The sequence below is a fragment of the Propionivibrio dicarboxylicus genome (assembly GCF_900099695.1).
GTDB lineage: Bacteria > Pseudomonadota > Gammaproteobacteria > Burkholderiales > Rhodocyclaceae > Propionivibrio > Propionivibrio dicarboxylicus.
This window is the reverse complement of the sequence record NZ_FNCY01000013.1, coordinates 1-21441: the sequence shown is the minus strand read 5'-3', so window position 1 is coordinate 21441 and position 21441 is coordinate 1. Positions and strand designations below refer to the sequence as shown.

The window sequence follows — 21441 nt, the reverse complement described above, 5'->3', positions numbered from 1 at the left end:
CTTCGGCAAAAAGCCTGTCGGCGCCGTTATTTGTCATTCGCGATCGCGAACCACGTCGTCATCGTCGGCACCGGCTAGTACGAAATACGCGCCACCGACTTCAATTCTTCGGGGGTCGCCGTGCCAAAACCGAAGAATTCGAGATAGGCGGGAATCATCTCGAACAGCATCTCGGTCCCGAGAACGTAACGGCAGCCTTTGGCGCGGGCGACTTCGAGCAGCGGCGTGATTTCCTGCTTCGTCACCACTTCGCCGACGAAGGTCCCGGGCGACAGATGCGTGAGATCGAACGGCAGCGGATCGTCATCCTTCATGCCGAGCGGAGAGCCGTTCACGATGAGATCGAAACCGGAAACGTCGGTGGAATACACCAACTGGATATCGATCTGCGGATAGTGTTCCTTCAGGCGTGCCACCAGATTGACGGCGGCATCGCTCCGCGTCTTGTAGACCGAGATCGCTCTCACGCCCGCTGCGGCCAGCGAGGCGGCGATTGCCGAACCGACGCCGCCGGCACCGACCAGCAGCACCGTCGCGCCCTCGCATTTGAAGCCGTTACGCTGGATACCGCGCACGAAACCGGAACCGTCGAACATGTCGCCGAGCAGCGATCCGTCGGGTCGCTTCAGGATGGCGTTGCAGGAACCGGCGATCTTCGCCGTTATCGAGACCTCGTCGACCAGTCCGACCGTGGCGACCTTGTGCGGCATGGTGATGAGTGCACCATGCACATTGCTCATGTTGAATACCGACCGCAATGTGGTCGTATAGTCCTCGGCCTTGACGCCCATCGGGATGACCATGGCATCGATGTTGTGCTTCTCGAACCAGGGGTTGTAAACCAGCGGGGCCTTGAACGCGTAGGTTGGGTAGCCGAGAAGGGGAATCAGGGTGGATTTTCCGCTTAGCATCTGTTTTTCTCCTCAGGCCGCGCCATGCAACTTGGGTTGCAGCGACTCGGGAAGATGTTCCTTGACATAGTGTTTCGCCGACTCGAGACAGCGGAATGCGTGTTCGGCAAAGCCGAATTCCTGGGCACGGGCGAGGTGCGGCAGTTCGATGGAAATGATCGATGACGGGATGCGCTTCAGAATATTCGCGATGTCGATGCCGCCTTCGCCGACATAGAGGCGTTCGCCGCGCATGATGCGAATGAATTCGTCGCGGTCGCTGGGAATCTCTCCCTGGGCGTCGCACAGGTGGGCGAAGTGGAACCACTCGCGCGGCAGACGATCGAGGTCTTCCGGGTTGTCGTGCGAGCGATGGAAGTGGTGCATGTCGATCATCAATCCCGCATTCGACCGATTCACATCGCGCAGCATCTTGGCCGCGCCGGCGAGATTGTTGATGCCGGCGATCGGAACGAACTCCAGGTCGACCGTAAAGCCGAAGGGCCTCGCCAGGTCGCAGACCTCTGCGAATTTCTCCGTGGCGTAATCGAGATTCGTCGTCCACACGCTCGACAGCACCGCCTTGGCACCGAGTTCGGCCGCGACTTCCATGGCCGGCAGGTACTTCGTCGGATGCATGTCGTCATAGATGCGGGCCAGTTCGATGTCATGGACCCGGATGCCGGTCGACGCCATCGCACGCTTCGTCTGGCGCAACATCTCGGGGTTGTCGGCCAGCGCATAGTTCGGTTCGCCCGGCAATCCCATGTAAATGAGGCGGGGACTGAAAAAGTCGTAGCCGGCACGGGCGGCCACATAGGCCAGCTCCGGCGGCGGACAACCCAGCGCCGTCAGATGCGCCAGCGAATATTGATAAGCCATGTTTTCTCCTGGAGAAAAAATCGTTGGGGTGCGCCAGCCGAAACAAGAGCGACCTCGAGAGCCGATTCCGCTGCATCGCCGATGGGCGATTCATGACACTCGCCAATGGCATTGCACTTCGCTGCGAGGACTGCGGATTGCTGTCGAACCGGGCCCATGAAAGTGGTGTAAGGGGATACTAGAAGAGCCAAAAATAAAAATGAAATACTCATTTTCTATCCGCTTATAGACGCATTCTATGAAGGTCAATAGGTAAATTTGCTACGCGTAATCAAATGGTTAAGTCGATCACAGGCCTTGCTGGCGTCGGCCATCGGTCGGGCAAAGCGATCGATGTCGCGATCTCGACCGCGTGCGCTGACGCAGCCGTTGTTTCACTATGCCAATGTCGTGTTATCGGACAGAGCGACGCCGGCGGGAACGGCAATTCGTCGCCCGCACTGAGTGTGTTTTTTCCGGAAAAGGGAGGGGGGCTGCGGGGATGCCGTCTTGGCCGCATCCCCGTCGTACCCGTCAGGGCAACTCGCTAGAGTTTTCTCGCCTTGGCGAGTTCTTCGCGATAGATCTTCATGATTGCCGGGTCATAGTCCGCTGCGAACTTGTCGGTGACCGGCTTGACCGTTGCCGCCATCTTGGCCAGCTCCGCCGGCGGCAATTCGCTGTACTGCATGCCGGCCGCCTGAAGTTCGGCCACCGACTTCGTCGCGGTCGCACGGCTCATGGTCCGCTCGTAGGCGATGGCTTCCTTCATCGAGTCCTGCAGGATCTTCTGCTCGGTCAAGGAAAGCTTGTCCCAGAACTTCTTGCTGACGAGCAGAATATTGGCCCCATAGACATGATTCGTCGCACTGACGAATTTCTGGACCTCGTAGAACTTGTTGGAATGGATGACCGAAAATGGGTTTTCATGTCCGTCGATGGCTTTCGTCTCCATTGCCGTGTACACCTCGGAGATCGGCATCGGCACGGGATTGACGCCGAGGGCCTTGAAACTCTGCACGAAGACCTCGTTCGGGATGACACGAAGCTTGAGGCCGACCAGGTCATCGGCCTTTGCAATCGGGCGCTTGCTGTTGGTGACATTGCGAAATCCGAGTTCCCAGAAGCCCAGCGCAACCAGGCCTTTCTCCGGTAGCTTGGCCATCAGGGCCTTGCCCAGCGGTCCGTCGAGAAGAGCATCGGCCTGGGCGCTGTTACTGACCGCGAAGGGAAAATCCAGCAGGCCGAATTCCCGTACGATGCCGGCCAGCGAAGTCGAGGCCGGTGCCGACATTTCCTGTGTCCCGCCCCGCAGCGCGCCCTGTTGCTGCATATCGCTGCCGAGTTGCGAGGCTGGATATTCCTTCAGCTTGAGCTTTCCGTCGCTCTTGGCCGCGATCAGTTCGCCGAATTTCCGCACCCCCATGCTGATCGGGTGATCGGTATTGTTCAGGTGACCAAACTTGATCGTGCGCTCCTGGATTTCCTGGGCGCTAGCCCCGCCTGCCGCCGATAGCGCCAGGCAAGCCGTAAGCGCGAGTACTCCATCAATCAGACGATTCATTCGCATGGCATTCTCCGGTCCAATGGATCGATTCTGTTGCTGAAAAGGCGCGTCCGCGGAAAGCCCGAACTACCGGACTTTCCGGGACGGCGCCGGGTGACTTCAGTGCGTGCTGACGTGATGCACCGTCTTGCCGGGCGAGAACACCGTCATAATGTCCCAGTGGCCCTCGGTCGGCGTCGGGATATTCACCATCCGGACGTCGAGCACGATCGGTTTGTTCGCCTTGATCGCCTTCTCCAGTTCCGGCTTGAAGTCTTCGGCGCGCTCGATGCTCACGCCGTCGATGCCGTAGTTGCGTGCGATGCCGGCGTAATCGGGGGCATATTCCTCGCCGTTGCGGGTGAACAGCGTTCCGAAGGTCGTGTCGTAGTGCGCCTTGATGAGGCCGGCAATGGTGCCGAAGGCGTTGTTGTTCATGATGACGACGACCACCGGAACGTTCTCGGCGGCGATCGAGGCCAATACCGCCGGATTCTGGCCGAAGCCGCCGTCGCCGACGACGGCGATGACGGTCTTGTCCGGCGCGCCGATCTTGACGCCCATGGCGCCCGGCACGCCGAAGCCCATCGTCGCGAGGCCGCCCGGCGTGATGAAGGTGTCGGCGGTATAGAACGAGAACTGCTGGCCGATCCCGTTCTTGTTCCAGCCCACGTCGGTCACGATCAGCGCATCGGCGGGCGCGGCGGCGCGCAAATCGGCCAGGATGCGCTGCGGGCTCATCGGGAACTGGGCGCTTTCCTCAACCGCCCGGTTGGCGTCCCGGAATGCCTGCTTCGCCTGCGCGATCTCTTGCTCGACTGCCGGATTCCTGCGCGGCGTCGGATACAAGCGCTTGGCGACCTTGTTCAGCACCTTCAGCGCGTTTTTCAGGTCGGCGACGACGCCGATTTCGACCGGATAATTCCGTCCGATTTCGGCCGGGTCGATGTCGATATGGATCAGCTTGGTCGGGGGGCCGGCAAAGGTGAAATCGGGATACCAGGAACTGGAGTCACACTCCTTGAAACTCGTCCCCATGGCGAGGATATAGTCGGCGCCACGACATTTGTCGTTGATGAACTTCGTTCCCCAAAAGCCGGTCATGCCCAACATCAGCGGGTTGGTGTCCGGCAATGTGGCCTTGCCCATCAACGTGCAGCTGACCGGGATGCCCATGTGCTTGACGAATTCCTCGAACTCCTTGGTCGCGCACGCGCCTTTGACGCCGCCGCCGACGTGGATCACCGGATTTTTCGCGCCGGCGATCTCGCGAATGACGCGCTCGGCCAATTCTTCGTCGATCGACGGCTTTTCGAGTTTCCGGGTATTGCACTTCACCCGATTGAACAAGGCTTCCTCGACATGCGCCGAGAACATGTCCATCGGCACGTCGATCAGGACCGGGCCCGGCCGCCCCGATTCGGCCATGATGAACGCCTTTTCGAGAATTTCCGGGAACAGTTCGGCGCGGTCAACGCGCCACACGCGCTTGACGAACGGCCGGTAGATCTCGCTCTGCGCACCGTCCGCATGCAGGTTGACCTCCTGGTGCGGATGTTTGCCGAAATAGTAGGACTGGACATCGCCGGCGATGACGACCATCGGAATCGAGTCGAGTGCCGCAGTCGCGACCCCGGTCACGTTATTGGTGATGCCCGGGCCGAGCGTGCTCAAGACCACCGACGCCTTCTTCGTTATCCGCGCATAGCCATCGGCAGCATGGGAAGCAATCTGTTCGTGACGAACGTTGACGAACTTGATCTTTTCGCTCTTGGCCAATTCCGCGAGAAACGCGATATTCGTATGGCCGCACATGCCAAAAATGTATTCAATGCCACGATCCTCAAGATATTTGACGATCTGTTCCGACATATTCCTTTTCATTGCATTTTCTCCTGATTGCGCAAAAATTTTCTGCCGTTCAATGTGTTGATGCGGACCTATCTCTTCTTCGCAACCACCTGTTCGGCGGCGGCGACGATGCTGGGGACATCCATGCGGTGCTTGGCGTACAAAACCTCACTCGGCCCCGATTCGCCGAATACATCCGGAATGCCGATGCATTTCACATGACAGGGGTGCTTCTCGGAGAGGAGTTGGGTCACCGCCGAGCCGAGACCGCCAATCAGCGAGTGATCCTCGATCGTGACGATTGCGTTGGTCGCTCGCGCCGCCTCGAGCACCGCGTCTTCGTCGAGCGGCTTCAGCGTGCTCATGTCGATGACACGGGCCTTGATTCCTTTTTCCTTGAGGGCGCCGGCTGCGTCGAGGGCTTTCTGCAGCATGATTCCGGAGCTGATCAGGGCGACGTCGTCGCCGAAGTTCAGTACCCGTGTCGCCTTTCCGAGCTCGAACGTATAGGACTCGTCGTAGATGAGCGGCGAGGGATTGCGGTGCAAACGAACATAGAGCGGCCCGTGGAACTGGTGGGCGGCGTGGGCGATGGCCTTGGCCGCCACAGCGTCGGCCGGCTGGATGATCGTCATGTTGGGGAAGGCGCGCATGATCGCCACATCCTCGACCGCCGCATGGGTCGCCCCGTCTTCGCCGACCTGCAGACCGGTGTGCGTACCGACGACGGTCACATTCAGGTGCGGATAGCAGATGAAATTGCGCACCTGCTCGCAGCAGCGCATCGTCACAAACACGGCGAAAGTACAGGCGAATACCTTGAAATCTTCAGCCGCCAAGCCCGCGGCGACGTTGATCAGGTTCTGCTCGGCGATTCCGATCGAATACGATCGCGTCGGGAAGAGGTCGCCCATCGCCTCGATGCCGCAGGCCTTCGTGTCGGCATTACAAACCACGAAATCGTCATGCGTTTTGGCAATTTCGAGGATCTCCTTGCCAAATACAAATCGTGTCGCTTCCATTATTTCGCCGCTCCTTCAATTTCACTCAATGCCAGTCCCAGTTCTTTTTCACTGGGCGCTGCGCCGTGCCATTTGATGACGTCTTCCATGAACGAAACGCCTTTGCCCTTGACTGTCGCGGCGAGAATGGCAACCGGTCCGTCGATCGATTTCGCATAATTCAGGGTGTCGAGCACCTGCGCCATGTCGTGGCCGTCGATTTCCAGCACCTTCCAGCCGAACGAGCGCCATTTGTCGGCTAGCGGATCGATCTTCATGACCTTGTCGGTGGTGTCGAGGATTTGCAGGCGATTGACGTCGACGATGGCAATCAGATTGCCGAGTTGATGGTGCGCGCCGCACATCGCCGCTTCCCACACCGAGCCTTCCTGGCACTCCCCGTCGCCGAGCAGGACGAAGACCTTGTGATCTTCCTGGCGAACCTTGGCCGCGATCGCCATGCCAACGGCACAGCCGATGCCATTGCCGAGGGATCCCGCGCTCATCTCGACGCCCGGGCACTTATGCATATCGGGATGGCCCTGCAGCTTGCTGCCGTACTTGCGCAAGGTAGTGAGATCGGAAACATCGATGAAGCCGCGCCGCGCCAGCACCGAATAAAGGACGGGACAGCAATGTCCTTTCGACAGCACGAAGCGGTCACGCCCTTTCCATTTCGGCTGCTGCGGATCGAGGTTCAATACGTTGAAATAGAGTGCGGTCATGATGTCGGTTGCCGACAGGCTTCCGCCGGGGTGCCCGGAACCGGCCGCATGGACCATCTTGACGATGTCCTGGCGGATGGTGCGGGCCATGTCCTTCAGTTCTTGTACATCGAGTTTTTCGAAATCGGCCATCTTGCTTCTCTTTTCACGGAAATTTGGGGAATGCCCGGATGGAATCCGCCGGACGATTACGCCTTGCACATCTGCTTGACGGTGTCGATCACCCGATCCAGTCCGCTGTAGAAACTGCAGAGCACCGGGGTCCTGACCTCCCGGAGATCGGGCAGGAGCGCCCGCATGCTCACCTGCGCCATGACGATCGCGTCGAAGCCGGCGGCGTCCAGGCGTCGGATGCTCTCGATCAGGATGGCGTTATGACGTTTGCTGTCGCCTGCGGCCAATGCTTCCCAGGCCGGCTGGTCGAGATACTCGGTGAATTTGATGTCGCGCCCTTGCTCCTGGCCGTAACGCTGAATGGCACGCCGGCTCGGACCGAGCGTCGTCGGCAGGGTTGCGATCAGCGCGATGTTGTCGCCCAGGGCTGCGGCCTCCCGGGCCATCGGGTCGTCGATCTTGACGACCGGTACCGAGACGAGTTGCGCGTAGATGTCGGCGACCTCGCCCACGGTCGAACAGGAGTTCAGGATCAAATCCGCGCCCATTGCCTCGGCGGCCATTGCGTACAGCGTCATGCGCCGGATAACCGGCTGCGTCGGCTTTCCTGCCTTGCGGATCTCGGGCAGCAGGGAGCTGTCGGTAATGAAATCGACCGTGATTCCCGGCAAGTGCTCCTCAAGGTAAGCGATGGTGTCTTCTCTTTTGGCGAAGCTGGTCTGCAGGACAGTGATGCGCTTCTCGTATCTCATCAAATTTCTCCGCTCTACTCGTCATCGGGTATGTGATTTTTTTTTAGAGTAAAGACTTGCTTCGGGAAAATGAAATACTCAATTTTTATGCGCTCATAGAGCCAGTCTATGGCGATTTTTGTCTTATATTTCCGTGGCTTGAGATGGAGTGACGGGCGCCGTCGAGTTGCATGTGGCATGAATGCCGGTGTCCCGACGACAGACTATGCAAATCACGTTGAGAGGTGAAATACCGGATTTCTATCGGCGCATCGAATGACTCTATCGGCGCGCATCCGGCTCAGCCGATGACGCCCTGAAAGCGCATCACGCCGGCGTTCTGTCGGTGATTGCGGCGGCGTGGCCAGGCGTCGCTAGGCCCGGCGCTCGGGCGCTTCGCCTGCTTTGCGCAGGAAGAGTTCGCTGCAAATGCCGCGCAACCAGCGATTGGCGGCATCGCGGTGATACCTGGCGTGCCAATGCTGCTTGACCGTAAACTTCTCGATCGGGAACGGGCAGGCGAAGACCTTGAGATCGTTGGCATTGGCCAGCGTTTCGCCGATATGCCGTGGCAGGGTCACCAACAGGTCGGTGGACGACACGATCGCCGGAAGCCCGAGGAATCCGGGCAGATCGAGAACGACCTCGCGGTCGATTTGCAGGCGGCTGATGGCGGCGTTGAGCAGGCGATAGCCCGTTCCTGAAACGATGCCGACATGCGCTTCGCTCAAGTAACTTTTCATCGTCAGTCGGGTCTTGATTCTCGGATGGTCGCGACTGGCGAGGCATACCCAATCCTGTTCGAACAGGCTTTGCTGGTAATAGCCTTGTCCCAATTCCGGAATGAGACCGATCGCGATATCGGCTTCTCCGGACTCCAGCAAACGTGGGGTTTGCGAGTCAATCCGGACGACTCCGAGCCGCACCTTCGGCGCCACGGCCCGGACATGCGCCAGTATCCGCGGCAACAGGGTGATGTGGCTGGCATCGCTCATGCAGATGCGGAAATGACGTTGTTCGCGGTTCGGATCGAAGGCCGGTTCCCAATTCGAGAAATGCCTCAGACATTCGAGCGCCTCGCGGGCGGTTCTTATCAGTTCATCCGCGGCGGGGGTCGGCTCCATTCCGGTTGCCGTTCGAACGAATAGCGGATCCTTGAGATGTCTCCGTAATCGATTGAGTTGATTGCTGACGGTTGGCTGGGCCATCCCCAGGCGTTCCGCCGCCCGCGTCACGCTGCGGGTCGCGTAAAGCGACTCGAATAGCTGGATTGACTGGGTATCCAGGAGTTCCGATGAGCGAATAGGTTTTTTCATTATTCATCAATCGAATAGTCTGTATAGCAAGTATTGCATGTACAGAATTTGTTGCAATCGGTAAATTATGCATAAGGCTTGTGCGCATGACTTCGCATGCATGGCGCCGGGTGCGTAATGGCGCCTGGACCAAGCATGCAGGAGAGTTCGTCCGGGCCACGTGCTTACCTCCGTGCCGGCATTTGACTGCAATGCCGACGCGTTATCGCCAGCCTGCGGAGTTTCATTTCCGTGGCTGGCATTTTTCTGCACGCTGTCCGTGCCGGTGGAGCGACGCCGGTCGCCGCGGTGCCGGGACCTGCCCTTGAACTAGGACAATCGTCTTTCCATAATTCTCCATACGAATAGTCACTATTCGGTCAATACAATAGACAGAATTTTTTTCAACACCTAAATTCGCCACCATTGTTCCCGCCGCAATCGGGACAGGCACATCCGTTGTTGCCGGTTGCCGGTGGCGACGGCGGGCGCGTGGACAGGCGGGGCGACGGGCAGGGCAGGCGAACTGGACGCGCCGCCAGGGTTGAAACCCGACCCCGAACGCCGGAAATGCCTGTCCTCCTTGAAATTGTCATCAGGAAAGGATGCGTCGATGACCCTGCAACAACTCAAGTGTTTCCTGGTGATGGCGGAAGTGCTGCACTACACCAAGGCGGCAAACCAGCTCTACATTTCCCAGCCAAGTCTCAGCTATGCCATTTCGGAGCTGGAAAAGGAATTGGGCGTCCCGTTCTTCGAAAGAAAGGGTAACCACACCTTGATGACCAAGTACGGCGAGAGTTTTCTCCCCTACGTGAAACAGATTTTCTCAACCCTGAACGAAGCCAAGGCGCATCTGTATGAAATGCTCGATGCCTCAACGGGGAAAGTGAATCTCGGCTACATCTACAGCATCAGTTTCGACTTCGTGCCGAGAATGCTTGAATTGTTTTATGCCGATCAGGGCAATAGCCAGATCACGTTCGAGTTTTTTCAGGGGCTGCACTACACCTTGATTGAAAAACTCAAATCGGGAAGCGTCGATTTGCTCTTGTCCGCGAACCCGGATGACAAGACCATCGAGGGCGTTCCCGTTTTCAAGCAGGAGTTGTTCGTTGTCGTGCCGGAGAACCATCGTCTGGCGAACAACGACTGCGTCAGCCTGGCCGACGTCAGGAACGAACCCTTGATCAGCCTGAGCAAGACGAGCGATATCCGCAACCATCTCGTCAAATGCTTCGAGAGAATCGGTGCCAAGCCCATTATTGCCGGCGAAGTGGCCGAATGCATCGGCATGTCGGCGCTGGTCCGCGCAAATCTCGGTATCGCGATCACGCCGCTATCGCCGACATTCGAAGGCGGAAAACTCAAGGTGCTGCGTTTCCACGAAGACGAACGGGAAACGATGCACCGGGACATCCATCTCTTGTGGATGAAGGACCATCAGTTGGAGCCGTCGGTGAAGCGCTTCCGTGACTTCATCATCGATCGCTCGAAGTCTGCGTAAGGTCACCAGCTTCAGCACACAGCGAAGGAAATCCGCCGGTACGTCTCCGCGGCTCCCGGTCGGCTTGCTGCGCCGGAACGGTCAAGTCCCGTTGAGAGATGGAGAGACCGCTCCGGCCGATGCCCTGCTAATTCCGCTGTCTTAGGCTTGGCGATCCGGCCGCCAGCCTGCATCCCAGCCGAGGATGCCGGTGGCTTTCCCGATCACGACGCTGCCATCGTCCTCGGCCACGTTGTAGATCCCGGGCGTTGCCCGGGTGATCGCGAGGTGTGCGGCCTTCGCTGCCGCACCGACATGGACCGAGCCGGGAGCGATGGGGGCCTCGAAGCCGGTGCCGGGGCCATAGATCAGGCCGTATCGGAGCACGATCCCGTCGAGCGACGCGTTGAGAACCTGGCGCTCAAGACTGGCGACGCCCTGGACGGTTTCACCATAGACCGCGTGCGTTTCGGCCAGCAGGGGATCTTCCTCGCGGTGCGGCAAAGGACCGTCCGCGTAAATGAAGGAGATGCTCTGGGCGATCAGACGCTTGGCGCCGGCCAGCACCGACGCCTCGACCAGGTTGCGCGTCCCTTCGTCCCGCAGGCGGGCGTTCCGGACCAACGCCGCTGTCATCTGGCTCGCTTCCAGTGCGTGCGGAAGATCCGTCAGTTGATGGATGACGATCTCCGGCTTGAATTCGCTCATGACACGGCACAAGGCCGCGGCATCATAGACATCGACTACCGCCGCTTCGACGCCCATCGCCCGCAATAACGGCACCTTGTCTGCCGATCGTGTCGTACCGAGCACCTGCCATCCGTCGGCAACGAGCAGGGGCGCGAGTTGCCGGCCGATTGCGCCGGAGGCGCCGGCGAGAAAGATGCGTTTGTTCTTGAAGGGGCTCTCGATTTCGGATTTCTCGATCATGTGTGGACTCCATGTAGGCCGGGCAGTGGAATGACACCCGCGAAACGGATGTGCGACACCCGTCGCGGTGCCCGGCGGGGGGGCCGTTAAGGTGGTGCTGCTGGAAAGGATGACGACAGCGTGGGGGGGGCTATGGATCGCCGGAGGGTTTGGCCGGTCGTCGCGCTGCGCGGCCTTGTGTTCTGTCGTTCAGCCAGTCGCGAACTTCGACGGGGAAACTCTTCGGTGCCTTGCGTTCAACGACGGCGGCGATGCTCGCCAGCGTTTCCTGCGCGAGACTGTCGCGCATGGCCTTCTCCGCGCGCAGCATCGCCGCGTGGATCTCGCACACGCCCTGGGTTGCCCAGGTGGGTGCGTCGTCGTCAAACACGGCGCAACGGTCGCGGATTTCCTGGCAGTTGAACAGCGGTTTGTAGCCTTCGATCGCATCGACGACGTCGAGTACCGTAATGTCATCGGGCGCTCTGGCCAGCCGATATCCTCCGCGCACGCCTTCTGCCGCCTGGACGATGCCGGCCTTCTCGAGCTTCGGAAAAATCTTGGCGACGAATGAAGGCGAGATCCCCTGCAATTCCGCAAGATCACGACTGCTGGGCTGCCCGCTGGCGGGATCGACCAGCCAAAGCAGGCAGTGAATGCCGTATTCGACGCTGTTGGTAATGTGTGCCATAACGCGGACAATACTACTCCGCGTTAAAAAACGCAACTCGATGCGGCAGGGCGGGGCTCGGCAACGGCCGATCGCTCCGCCGCTTCGCCCGGATCAATGCTTCCGTCTTATGGCGATTGACTGATCCTTCGAGGGTCGAGGAAAGTTCATCGAGCAAGCGTGCCGTTGCACAATTCGAGTCCGATGCCGTGGTGTTCTCGTCGGTCATCAGCGCGATGGTCTCGACGTGCTGGGCGATGTCGTGGATCGCCGCGTCGAGTTGCGCCAAGGCGCTGGAAGCGGTGGGGCCTCTCTCCGGTAGCGTCGACCTGTGTCAGTCGTTGCTTGATCGTGTTGTTCCGCCGGGCCGCTGTATGACGCGCGGTCTGGACAAGCGCCGCCGGCTCGCGTAGCATCGCCGCCCCGCTGCACATCGCCCCGCTTTTTTCATGCCTCACGTTTCTTCCGCCCGCGCCTGCGGCCTCGATTTCGGTACCTCCAATTCCACCGTCGGCTGTGTTCGTCCGGGGCGGGAAACCCTGCTGCCGCTGGAAGAGGGCAAGGTGACGCTGCCCTCGGTGGTGTTCTTCAATGCCGACGATGGTCGTACCTACTTTGGCCGTGCCGCGCTGCAGGAGTATCTGTCGGGCTATGACGGGCGCCTGATGCGTTCGATGAAGAGCCTGCTCGGTAGTCGTCTCCTCGACGGCAGAACCGAAGTCCACGGGCGCTCCTTGTTGTTTCGCGACCTGCTCAGCCAGTTCATCGGCGAACTCAAGCAGCGGGCCGACCGACAGGGCGGGCGCAGCTTCGAGCACGTGGTGCTGGGACGGCCGGTGTATTTCGTCGATGACGATCAGGTCGCCGACCGGATGGCGGAAACGACGCTGGGCGAGATCGCGCGCAGCGTCGGCTTCAAGGAGGTGAGTTTCCAGTTCGAGCCGATTGCCGCAGCCTTCCATTACGAAACGGAGATCGATCGCGAGGAACTGGTCCTCGTCGTCGATATCGGCGGCGGTACCTCGGACTTCTCGCTTGTCCGCCTCTCGCCGCAACGCGCGGCGCGGCCGGATCGTCGCGAGGATCTGCTCGCCAACGGCGGCGTGCATATCGGCGGTACCGACTTCGACCGCCTGTTCAGCCTGGCCAGCGTCATGCCGCTCTTCGGTTTCCGCAGTCTGCTGAAAAGCCAGCGCGAAATCCCTTCGCGCATCTATTACGACCTCGCCACCTGGCACAGCATCAACGCCGCCTACACCTACCGGGTGCTGAGCGAACAGAAGCGCTTTGCCCTTGATTCGCAGGAACCGGAGAAGACGGCGCGCCTGCTCGGGCTGATCGAGAAACGCGCCGGCCACTGGCTGGCCAACGAGGTCGAGCAGGCGAAGATCGCCCTGTCGGATCAGCCGCATACGACGCTGGTATTGGATCGCATCGAGGCCGGCCTGCAGCGGCAGCTGAGCCGCGACGAATTCGACGCGGCGACGAGCGCATTGGTCGGCAAGATCGAGGCGAAGCTCGCCGAACTCCTGCGCGATGCCGGCGTCGCGCCAGAACGCATCGATACGATCTTCTTCACCGGTGGCGCCAGCGGCGTGCCGCAGCTGCGTCGCCGCATCGCCGCCATGCTGCCGCAGGCGCGCCCGGTCGAGGGCGATCTGTTCGGAAGTATCGGCGCCGGACTGGCGATCGAGGCCGCCCGGCGCTACGGCTAGTCGCGCCGTTTTTCCCGGCCGCCGGCCGGTCGCGTCTTATGCCGCAATCGTGCGGCGGGCCAATACATTTGCATTGGCGCAAAGGCATCGGGCGGGGGATGCCCACCCGGCGCGCATCCGTCTAGCTGAGTGGCGTGTTTGGCGTTCTGACGAGGAATTCCGCGTCTTGCGACAGGGCCTGGGCAATCAGCACCCCGGCGCCGGAAAACGCGACGGATTCGCCGTGTCTGACGATGTAATCACGCGGATCGCCTGCCTGGGTGATCCAGACCGGGCTTTCCCCGGAAATCACGGTCAAGGGGCGTTGCGGTGGCAGCAGAACGGCCTGATGACGGTCGATGGAAAATGCATTCTCGCTCATGGTGATTCCCCCGAATGATCCTGTCTGTCTGGCGCTCGCGTTCGCCCGCCGCATCGATGTTCCGGGTGCCGGAAAGCGGGAAACATCGAGGTGTCGAGCGTGTGAAAAGAATAGGCTTTTAGCTGTAGAATGTGCTTCCAAATCCTTCCTGATTTTTGCAATGAATTGGAAGAAAATTGGAAATTGACAAGATCGACAGAAAAATTCTTGCCGAACTACAGGCAGATGGCCGACTTTCTATTACGGAACTGGCCGATCGCGTCGGCTTGAGTCTTTCCCCGTGCCACCGCCGCGTGCGGACGCTCGAGCAGGAAGGGGTGATCAAGGGCTATCGCGCGCAACTGGATTCCGCCGCGCTCGGGCTGAAGTTCTCGGCCATCGTGTTCGTGACCTTGCGGGAGGGAGACCGCACGGCGGTGGAGGCGTTTGAGCGGGCCGTCGTCGATATCCCGCAAATCGTCGACGCGAAGCGACTCTTCGGCGAGCCGGACTATCTCCTGCAGGTGACGACCAGCGATTTGAATGCGTTCCAGAAACTCTACGACGACCAGCTCTCGTCGCTGCCGAACGTCCGCCGCCTCATTTCCACGCTGGTCATGAAAACGGTCTTTCAGGACCGGATGCTTTGCATGTGAGTTGAGCTTGAGCAGCGCAGGCATACCGCCTCGCCGGCCATTCGCGGCGGATGAGTGAAAACATGCCATGACCTGCCGGCGTTTCGACGGACTTGCGTGACTGCTAGTCGCGCGGTTTCCGGCGCTATAAGGCTCAACCTGCCTTTTACTTGAGCCCGGCCCTGGCCGATCGACGCTTGTCGGACATCGTCGTCGTTCAATACCCCGGTCATCTCGGTCAGCAAGCTTCCGATTGCCTCTATTCAAGTAGCAGCCAAAGCAGCCTTCGGGGAAATCATTACTCAATCATATTCGATCATTTTGATATAATAAACGAACAATAATAATCGTTTGTGCGTCTGGTTTTGCGTTTTTTGGGGTGCGTGTCGCAATGTTTCGATCAAATTGATCTTGAGGGGCCGTGGCATGAGACTGATGCATTTTGTCGAGAAACGGTGTCGAGCAATCCGTGTCCGAGTGCTTGGGGGAAATCTCCTGCATGCCCTTCTGGTTTTGTGCTTCCTGTTTAACGCTGTATTGTCATATGCAGCCACAAACATCGTTCGCGTCGGTGTATATGACACGAAGCCGCTTGTTTTTGCCGAAAATGGGAAAGTCAAAGGCCTGTTTGTCGATGTTCTCGACTACATCGCGGAGCAAGAGGGATGGGGGCTAGAGTATGTTTATGGAACGTGGGCCGAAAATCTGCAACGCCTTGCTGATGGAGAGATCGATCTAGTTACGACTGTTGCATACTCTGCTGAAAGAGCCAAAGCATATGACTTCCCGGAAGAATTCGTCATTCTGGATTGGGGGGTAGTCTGGCAACGTCCCGGCGGCTCCATTCAGAGCATCCCCGATCTTTCAAACAAGAAAATTGCCGTTCTCAAAGGCGATATATATGCGAAAGCAATTGTTTCGCAGCTGGAGCAATTCCAGGTATCCGCCCAGGTGATATTCAAGAACAACTACTACGAAGTGTTCAAGGCGATCAGTGACAAGGAGGTTGACGCGGGCGCAGCGGGAAACCAGCAGGACACCGGCTTCTTGGAAGGTCAGTCCGTTATCAGAACGCCGATTTTGTTTTCTCCGGTTCGGCTGACTTACGCGGTCAAGAAAAATAAGAATGGAATGCTCATATCAAAAATTGATGAGCATATTGCGCGCATGAAGGCGGACAAGGACTCCGTTCTGAACATCAAGTCGAAGAAGTGGCTTGAGAGCGCGGACCGCGGATTATCTAGAGGTGTTATCGCCTGGATGTTGATTTCGTTCGGCGCCGTTGTGCTATTGGCGAGTTTCGTTGTGTTACTCCGGCGTCAAGTCAATGCGCGGACGAAAGACATTGTGCTGGCCAAGGAGAAAATGACCACCCTGTCCCAAAGGCTGCTGATGGCGACGGATGCGGCTCGGCTCGGCATATGGGATCTGTGTTTGCAGGAAAACAGAATGCTCTGGGACGACCGTATGTACGAGCTATATGGCGTCGATAGAAGTAGCGCAAACAATACGATTGAAATATGGTCCGAGAGCCTTCATCCGGAAGACAGGGCACGGACGCTCGCCGAATATCAGTCAGCCCTCCGGGGAGAAAGTGAGTTCGATACATCGTTCCGGATTCTTCATCCAACGACAGGGGTGAGGTACATCAAGGCCAATGGCGTGGTTATTCGTGATCGAGACGGTAATCCGATCCGCGTGCTCGGAATTAATGCGGACATCACTGCCAGCAAGCTCCAGGAGGCCGAACTATTGGCGGCCCACCAGAAATTGTCGCTTCAATTCGATCAAGCACCGCTGGGGTTCATCGAGTGGGACAGCGATTTCAAAGTGTCTCAATGGAATCCGGCCGCGGAAAGAATATTCGGTTACACCAGGAACGAAGCCTTGGGGCATCACTATTCGTTCATCGTCAAAGATGACGAATGCAATTCAATGCGGGGTAAGATGCAAGCGCTTCTGGCCGGAGCGGCCTTCGATCGCAGCAGCATCCGTAATGTACGTAAAGATGGCTCGATCATCGATTGCAGATGGTACTCATCGCCGTTGCGCAACGACCTTGGGCAGGCGTTCGGCATCATTTCCCTGGTCGAGGACATCACGGAGCGGAAGTTGGCGCAACAGGAGTTGGAGCACTATCGCCACCACCTGGAACAACTTGTCGAAGCACGTACGGCCGAACTTACCGAGGCAAAGCGGGTTGCCGAAGCAGCCAACAAGAGCAAGAGCACCTTTTTGGCGACCATGAGCCATGAAATCCGGACGCCGCTAAACGCCATTATCGGGATGGCCCATATTCTTCGCCGTGGCGATTTAAGCGCAGTCCAGGCGGATCGCGTCGGAAAAATACATATTGCCGCCGAACATCTGCTTGGACTCATCAATGACATTCTTGATCTGTCGAAGATAGAGGCTGACAAAGTCGCTCTCGAGTATGTGCATTTTGAGATCGACGAACTGCTCGCCAATATCAAATCGATCGTGTTCGAGCGCGTTCAGTCAAAGGGATTGATGTTGGAAATCTACAAAGATCCCTCTTTGCGTGTGTTGTACGGTGACCCACTGCGATTGCAGCAAGCGCTGCTGAATTACGTTGGCAACGCGATCAAGTTTACCGACAGTGGCTCGGTTGTTCTCCGCGTTCGCGCACAAGAGGATCATGGAGATTCGGTTATCGTCCGTTTCGAGGTCGAAGACACTGGCATCGGCATCTCGCAAGAAGCGATTGGTCGATTGTTTGCGCCCTTCGAGCAGGCCGACAATTCGACGACGCGCAAGTATGGGGGAACGGGGCTCGGTTTGGCGATTTCCCGGCGAATCGTCGAACTGATGGGAGGTGAAATCGGGGTTTCGAGCACACTCGGGGCGGGGAGTGTTTTCTGGCTGACGGTGCGCTTGCCGAAGAAAGAGCGCCGCAGGGAAATGCGGCCGAAATTGGCGGAAGCCGAAGCAGAGCAGTTAATTCGGCTGCGTCATCACGACAAAGTGGTCCTGCTTGTCGACGATGAACCCTCCAATCTGGAAATCGCCAGGATCTATCTGGAAGAGGCGGGGTTGGTCACGCACTCTGCCAGCGATGGCATCGAGGCGATTGCAAAGGTCAAGGAAAACGCCTACGCATTGATCATGATGGACATGCAGATGCCCCGGATGGACGGGATTGAAGCGACAAAGGCAATACGAGGGATGGTGGGTTCCAGAATGCCGATCATCGCCATGACCGCCAATGCGTTTTCCGAAACCAGGACGCGTTGTTTTCAAGCAGGCATGAATGACTTCATCTCAAAACCATTCAAACCAGATGTACTTTTCGAAAAAGTCCTGAGGTGGCTGGAGCACCATGAAAAATTCGCGGAGCATGAATCGCTACCGAAGATCGGGATGGCGATGATAGACGGCGAGCATTTCGAACTTGTCAAACAACTGGAAGCCTTGGTCGATGTCCAGATCGGCAGCGTGCAATTCTTTGATTATTTGACGCAATTTGGCGCTCAACTCAAAGCCCACTTCAAGCATGAAGAATCCTTCCTGAATTCGCTCGCGATGCCTGCCAATGTATTGCATAAGCATATCGACGAACACAGCAGGATTCTTGAAGACTATGCCGGTCTTCACTTTAATCTGATGCGTGGAAAGCTTCCAAGCAGCCCGGAACTGCTGCAGATTCTACGAGGCTGGATCGTTGACCATGTCACCCGCTACGATGCTGAAATAAAGAAATATCTCTAGGGTGTGTTCTCAATCAACCGCTGGATTGCGTTGCACCTTGCGCTGGAGCGGTTGCAAGACCGCGTTCAGAAGGCAGTCCGTAGGTTATCGTAGCGGCGCCGGACATCGCTGACTGGATCTGCCGCCTGAGGCAGGGTCAAGACCCGTTCGTCGGCCAACTGCCGAGATTGGAGCATCGATGCCTCAGGCTTGAGCGCTTCGCGAATCAATTCACTCCGGGTAGATGGTGCCGGTCAGGTACGCGCCCCAGTTCTTTTCGAAATAGATCTTGCCGGTGTCCTCAAGACCGCGCAGCGTGCGTTTGCTGATCTCGAAGCCTGTTCCCGGCCGGTAGCGAAGCAGAATCTTCTCGCCGCGATGCGCGGGGTTTTCCGGGCGGATGCGGAATTCGTCGAGCGCGCCGAGCCGGGAGGACGGTACCGGAACGCCGGCTGGATCGCATAGCATCCGCGCCCCGCGGCTTCCCCCACCGTCGCGGATGTAGAAATCCAGCACCGCCAGGACCGCCTCCGACAGCAAGGCGATCTGCGAGCGCAGGATGGCTTCATATAGATGCGTGGAATCGGGGACCTTGATGCCCTGTTCTGCGATCCGGCGATTGAGATCGCGGGCGGCTTCGAGCGCTTCGCCGACGCTGTCGACATGGCATATGTAGCCGGCATGGTCGCTCATGCGATCCTGAATTTCCTTGGCAAGTGCCGGCAGGGCAAGCCCCTGCTGATTCTCCGTATGGTTCTTGCGGAACCAGGTCAACGCGTTTGCGACCGTGTCGGCAAAGCGCGCGAGCTTGTCCGAGGGTGCCGGGTGGCGCTTCAGGCGTTCGGCGATATGCGCCGCGCAACGCCGGCCAAAGACCTGTCCGGCATTGAGCGCCGCGCCGCCGGGGCGGGTGACGCCGTGCGTGCCGGCAATCTCTCCCACCGCGTAACAACCGGCGAGGCTGCTGCGGGCGTGCGTATCGACTTCGATGCCGCCGTTCATGTGCTGGTGATTGACGTTGAACGGAATCGGCGCCTTTTCAAGCTCCATTCGGTACTGGCGATAGAGTTCGATGGCCAACGGGTTCATGCAGCGCAAGCGCTCGATCGGCGTCGACTGCAAGGCCTGGTTGTTCTCCAGATAGGCGCGAACGTCCGGGTCGAGGCGCGCCAGGTCGAAGGGCAGGTCGCCGGGAACGGGCTGAGGATTCCGGTTGAAGTCCAGCCAGACGGTTCGGCCCTTGCGGGTTTCCCGGTAGATCGCCAGATCGACGAGGCTCGATCCGAAATCCAGCGTGCGCGAGGCATGGAAGGGCCACTGATAGCCTTTGCGGAAGACGTTGGAGGCGAGTTCCTGCGTCGTCCGGTAATAGTCGGCCAGGAAGTTGTACTCGCTGCCGTTCGCGTCGGTCGAGTAGACGTAGGGCATCACCTGCACATAGGTGCCGGAAAGGTTCCAGGGGAACTCGGTGCGGCGCGTGCCAATGCCAAACTGGTGTTCGGTCAGGTTGGTCAGCACCAGGCCGGCTTCGAGTGCCATCCCCAGTGAGCCGAAGCAGTTCTTCGGGTAGACGCTGTCGCGGTAGAGTTCGCCCGGTCCGCCGCTGGCGAGCACGACATTCGGGCTGAGGACGGCGCATAAGCCAAAGGGATTTTCGTGGTTGGTGCGAACATGCAGGAGCAGTCCCGCCGCTTTTTCCTCATCGCCTTCGCCGGACTTGAGCAGGGCCATGCCCGTTGCATGGTCGAGAAAAGGGATGCCAAGGCGAATGGCCTCTTCGGCCAATACCTTGACCATCAGTCGCGAGGTCCGCGGCCCGCAACTGGTCGCGCGGCCATACTCGTCATGATCGGTCTGGTAACGCAGCACCGCGCCATAGGCATCCTCGGGAAGAGGAAGACCGAGAAACTTCAGGCCCGAGAAGGCATCGATCGAGCCGACCGCCTCGACGTAGGCGACGTCGGAATCCATCGCGCCGCCACCGCCGAGCGCCTGGGCCATCTTGGTGAAATCATCGCCGCGGTGCTTGGTGCAGGCGGTATGCAAGGTCTGCTTGTCCGAGCCGGAGAAGGCAGAGGTTCCCCAGAACAGTTTGCGTGTGACGATCATCACGTCGACGCCGCGCCGCTTGAGTTCGACGGCGGCTCGCAAGCCGGCCGCGCCACTGCCCAGGACGACGGCCGGCGCACGGTAGACCGGAATCCTGAGCCCGTCGAATTCGACAATCTCGTCGATTTTTGGCGCCGTGACCTCGCGCGGCAGATGCACGTCGGTCATCGCATCCAGGATGTGCTGGGGAATCGGGTTTGCCATGATCTCAGAGCCTCCGGATGTGGAATCCGCCATCGACGTTGATGACTTCGCCGGTGCAAAAATCGAGCAGGCCGGAGCAGGCCGCCCAGACGGCCTTGGCGACATCCTCGGGTTGCCCCCAGCGCTTGATCGGCGTCAGTCCGTTGGCAATCATCGCGTCATACTTGTCCTTGACGACCGAGGTCATGTCGGTGGCGATGATGCCCGGCCGGATCTCATAGACATTGATGCCGGCCGCCGCCAGGCGATCGGCGAAGAGCAGCGTCACCATGCTGATCGCCGCCTTCGAGATGCAGTATTCGCCCCGCATCGTCGAGGAGGTATAGGCCGACACCGACGAGATATTGATGATCTTCGGCGTCCGCTGCGGATCCTCCGCTTTGGCGCTTTCCATGATCCTGGCGACCGATTGGGAGAGGAAGAAGGTCGACTTCAGGTTGATGTCGAGCAGCCGGTCGAGGCTTTCCTCGCTGGTCTCGAGCAAGTCCATGCGCACCTTGGGGGCGACGCCGGCGTTGTTGACCAGCACGTCGATGCGCCCGAAACGCGCCATCGCGGTCGAGACGATCTTCTCGCGACCGGCCGGCGTCGAGACGTCCGCCTGGACATAGACCCAGGGATTGCCGGCCTGCTCGATGCCGGCAAAGTTGG

The 21441-nt window shown here is 58.9% G+C and carries 19 protein-coding genes; 4 read left to right on the top strand and 15 right to left on the bottom strand.

Annotated elements, in window-relative coordinates; translation table 11 throughout:
- Positions 1–74: 74 nt before the first annotated feature.
- The 9 genes from BLR25_RS14300 to BLR25_RS14265 all read right to left on the bottom strand — a co-directional run bounded on the left by BLR25_RS14300 (position 75) and on the right by BLR25_RS14265 (position 9035).
- Positions 75–911 (bottom strand): shikimate dehydrogenase family protein, encoded by an 837-nt coding sequence (locus tag BLR25_RS14300; protein WP_091938572.1) that lies wholly within the window; start codon positions 909–911, stop codon positions 75–77.
- A gap of 12 nt (positions 912–923) precedes the next feature.
- Entirely contained in the window at positions 924–1772 is an 849-nt protein-coding gene (locus BLR25_RS14295; protein ID WP_091938571.1) for a sugar phosphate isomerase/epimerase family protein, read from the bottom strand.
- Positions 1742–1984 carry a hypothetical protein gene (locus tag BLR25_RS21040; RefSeq protein WP_143009872.1) on the bottom strand — a complete coding sequence of 81 codons (243 nt, stop codon included), beginning with the start codon at positions 1982–1984 and terminating at the stop codon, positions 1742–1744. Before BLR25_RS21040 ends, BLR25_RS14295 begins: the two co-directional genes overlap by 31 nt.
- Positions 1985–2298: 314 nt before the next feature.
- A complete protein-coding gene (locus BLR25_RS14290) occupies positions 2299–3321 on the bottom strand; it encodes a TRAP transporter substrate-binding protein (RefSeq protein WP_218122757.1) in 1023 nt (340 codons plus the stop codon).
- A 96-nt stretch (positions 3322–3417) separates the two neighbouring features.
- On the bottom strand, positions 3418–5181 hold the full coding sequence (locus BLR25_RS14285; protein ID WP_091938569.1) for a thiamine pyrophosphate-binding protein: 1764 nt from the start codon (positions 5179–5181) through the stop codon (positions 3418–3420).
- 56 nt (positions 5182–5237) lie between these two features.
- On the bottom strand, positions 5238–6170 hold the full coding sequence (locus tag BLR25_RS14280; RefSeq protein WP_091938568.1) for a transketolase family protein: 933 nt from the start codon (positions 6168–6170) through the stop codon (positions 5238–5240).
- Positions 6170–7006, bottom strand: coding sequence for a transketolase (locus BLR25_RS14275; protein ID WP_091938567.1), 837 nt, complete (start codon positions 7004–7006; stop codon positions 6170–6172). Before BLR25_RS14275 ends, BLR25_RS14280 begins: the two co-directional genes overlap by 1 nt.
- Before the next feature lie 56 nt (positions 7007–7062).
- On the bottom strand, positions 7063–7740 hold the full coding sequence (locus BLR25_RS14270) for an aspartate/glutamate racemase family protein (protein ID WP_091938566.1): 678 nt from the start codon (positions 7738–7740) through the stop codon (positions 7063–7065).
- A gap of 353 nt (positions 7741–8093) precedes the next feature.
- Positions 8094–9035 (bottom strand): LysR family transcriptional regulator, encoded by a 942-nt coding sequence (locus tag BLR25_RS14265; RefSeq protein WP_176785905.1) that lies wholly within the window; start codon positions 9033–9035, stop codon positions 8094–8096.
- A gap of 592 nt (positions 9036–9627) precedes the next feature.
- On the opposite strand from BLR25_RS14265, the gene BLR25_RS14260 reads away from it, so the two are divergent.
- A complete protein-coding gene (locus tag BLR25_RS14260) occupies positions 9628–10521 on the top strand; it encodes a LysR family transcriptional regulator (RefSeq protein WP_091938565.1) in 894 nt (297 codons plus the stop codon).
- 141 nt (positions 10522–10662) lie between these two features.
- On the opposite strand, the gene BLR25_RS14255 is transcribed toward BLR25_RS14260, so the two are convergent.
- The 3 genes from BLR25_RS14255 to BLR25_RS14245 form a co-directional block, all read right to left on the bottom strand.
- A complete protein-coding gene (locus tag BLR25_RS14255) occupies positions 10663–11430 on the bottom strand; it encodes an NAD-dependent epimerase/dehydratase family protein (RefSeq protein ID WP_091938564.1) in 768 nt (255 codons plus the stop codon).
- A 130-nt stretch (positions 11431–11560) separates the two neighbouring features.
- Positions 11561–12100, bottom strand: a complete 540-nt coding sequence (locus tag BLR25_RS14250; RefSeq protein ID WP_091938563.1) for an RrF2 family transcriptional regulator — start codon at positions 12098–12100, stop codon at positions 11561–11563.
- Positions 12101–12113: 13 nt separating this feature from the next.
- A complete protein-coding gene (locus BLR25_RS14245) occupies positions 12114–12368 on the bottom strand; it encodes a hypothetical protein (protein ID WP_091938562.1) in 255 nt (84 codons plus the stop codon).
- Between the two features lie 160 nt (positions 12369–12528).
- Here BLR25_RS14245 and BLR25_RS14240 point away from each other — a divergent pair, with 160 nt between their 5' ends.
- The gene (locus tag BLR25_RS14240; protein WP_091938561.1) at positions 12529–13794 is read left to right on the top strand and encodes an Hsp70 family protein; all 1266 of its coding nucleotides are present in this window, start codon (positions 12529–12531) and stop codon (positions 13792–13794) included.
- A gap of 121 nt (positions 13795–13915) precedes the next feature.
- Here the strand turns inward: BLR25_RS14240 and BLR25_RS21315 are convergent, their stop codons facing one another.
- Positions 13916–14155, bottom strand: a complete 240-nt coding sequence (locus tag BLR25_RS21315; protein WP_176785904.1) for a DUF2917 domain-containing protein — start codon at positions 14153–14155, stop codon at positions 13916–13918.
- A 176-nt stretch (positions 14156–14331) separates the two neighbouring features.
- Between BLR25_RS21315 and BLR25_RS14230 the strand changes: the two genes are divergently transcribed.
- Both BLR25_RS14230 and BLR25_RS14225 read left to right on the top strand, forming a co-directional pair.
- Complete coding sequence (locus BLR25_RS14230; protein WP_218122756.1) at positions 14332–14790, top strand: Lrp/AsnC family transcriptional regulator; 459 nt, start codon at positions 14332–14334, stop codon at positions 14788–14790.
- A gap of 405 nt (positions 14791–15195) precedes the next feature.
- Positions 15196–18498: a PAS domain-containing protein gene (locus BLR25_RS14225; protein WP_091938559.1), complete on the top strand. Its 3303-nt coding sequence runs from the start codon at positions 15196–15198 to the stop codon at positions 18496–18498.
- A 210-nt stretch (positions 18499–18708) separates the two neighbouring features.
- Here BLR25_RS14225 and BLR25_RS14220 read toward each other — a convergent pair whose 3' ends face one another.
- Positions 18709–20790 (bottom strand): FAD-dependent oxidoreductase, encoded by a 2082-nt coding sequence (locus BLR25_RS14220; protein ID WP_091938558.1) that lies wholly within the window; start codon positions 20788–20790, stop codon positions 18709–18711.
- Positions 20791–20794: 4 nt separating this feature from the next.
- The coding region (locus BLR25_RS14215) for a 3-ketoacyl-ACP reductase (protein ID WP_143009870.1) at positions 20795–21441 on the bottom strand (647 nt) is incomplete at its 5' end.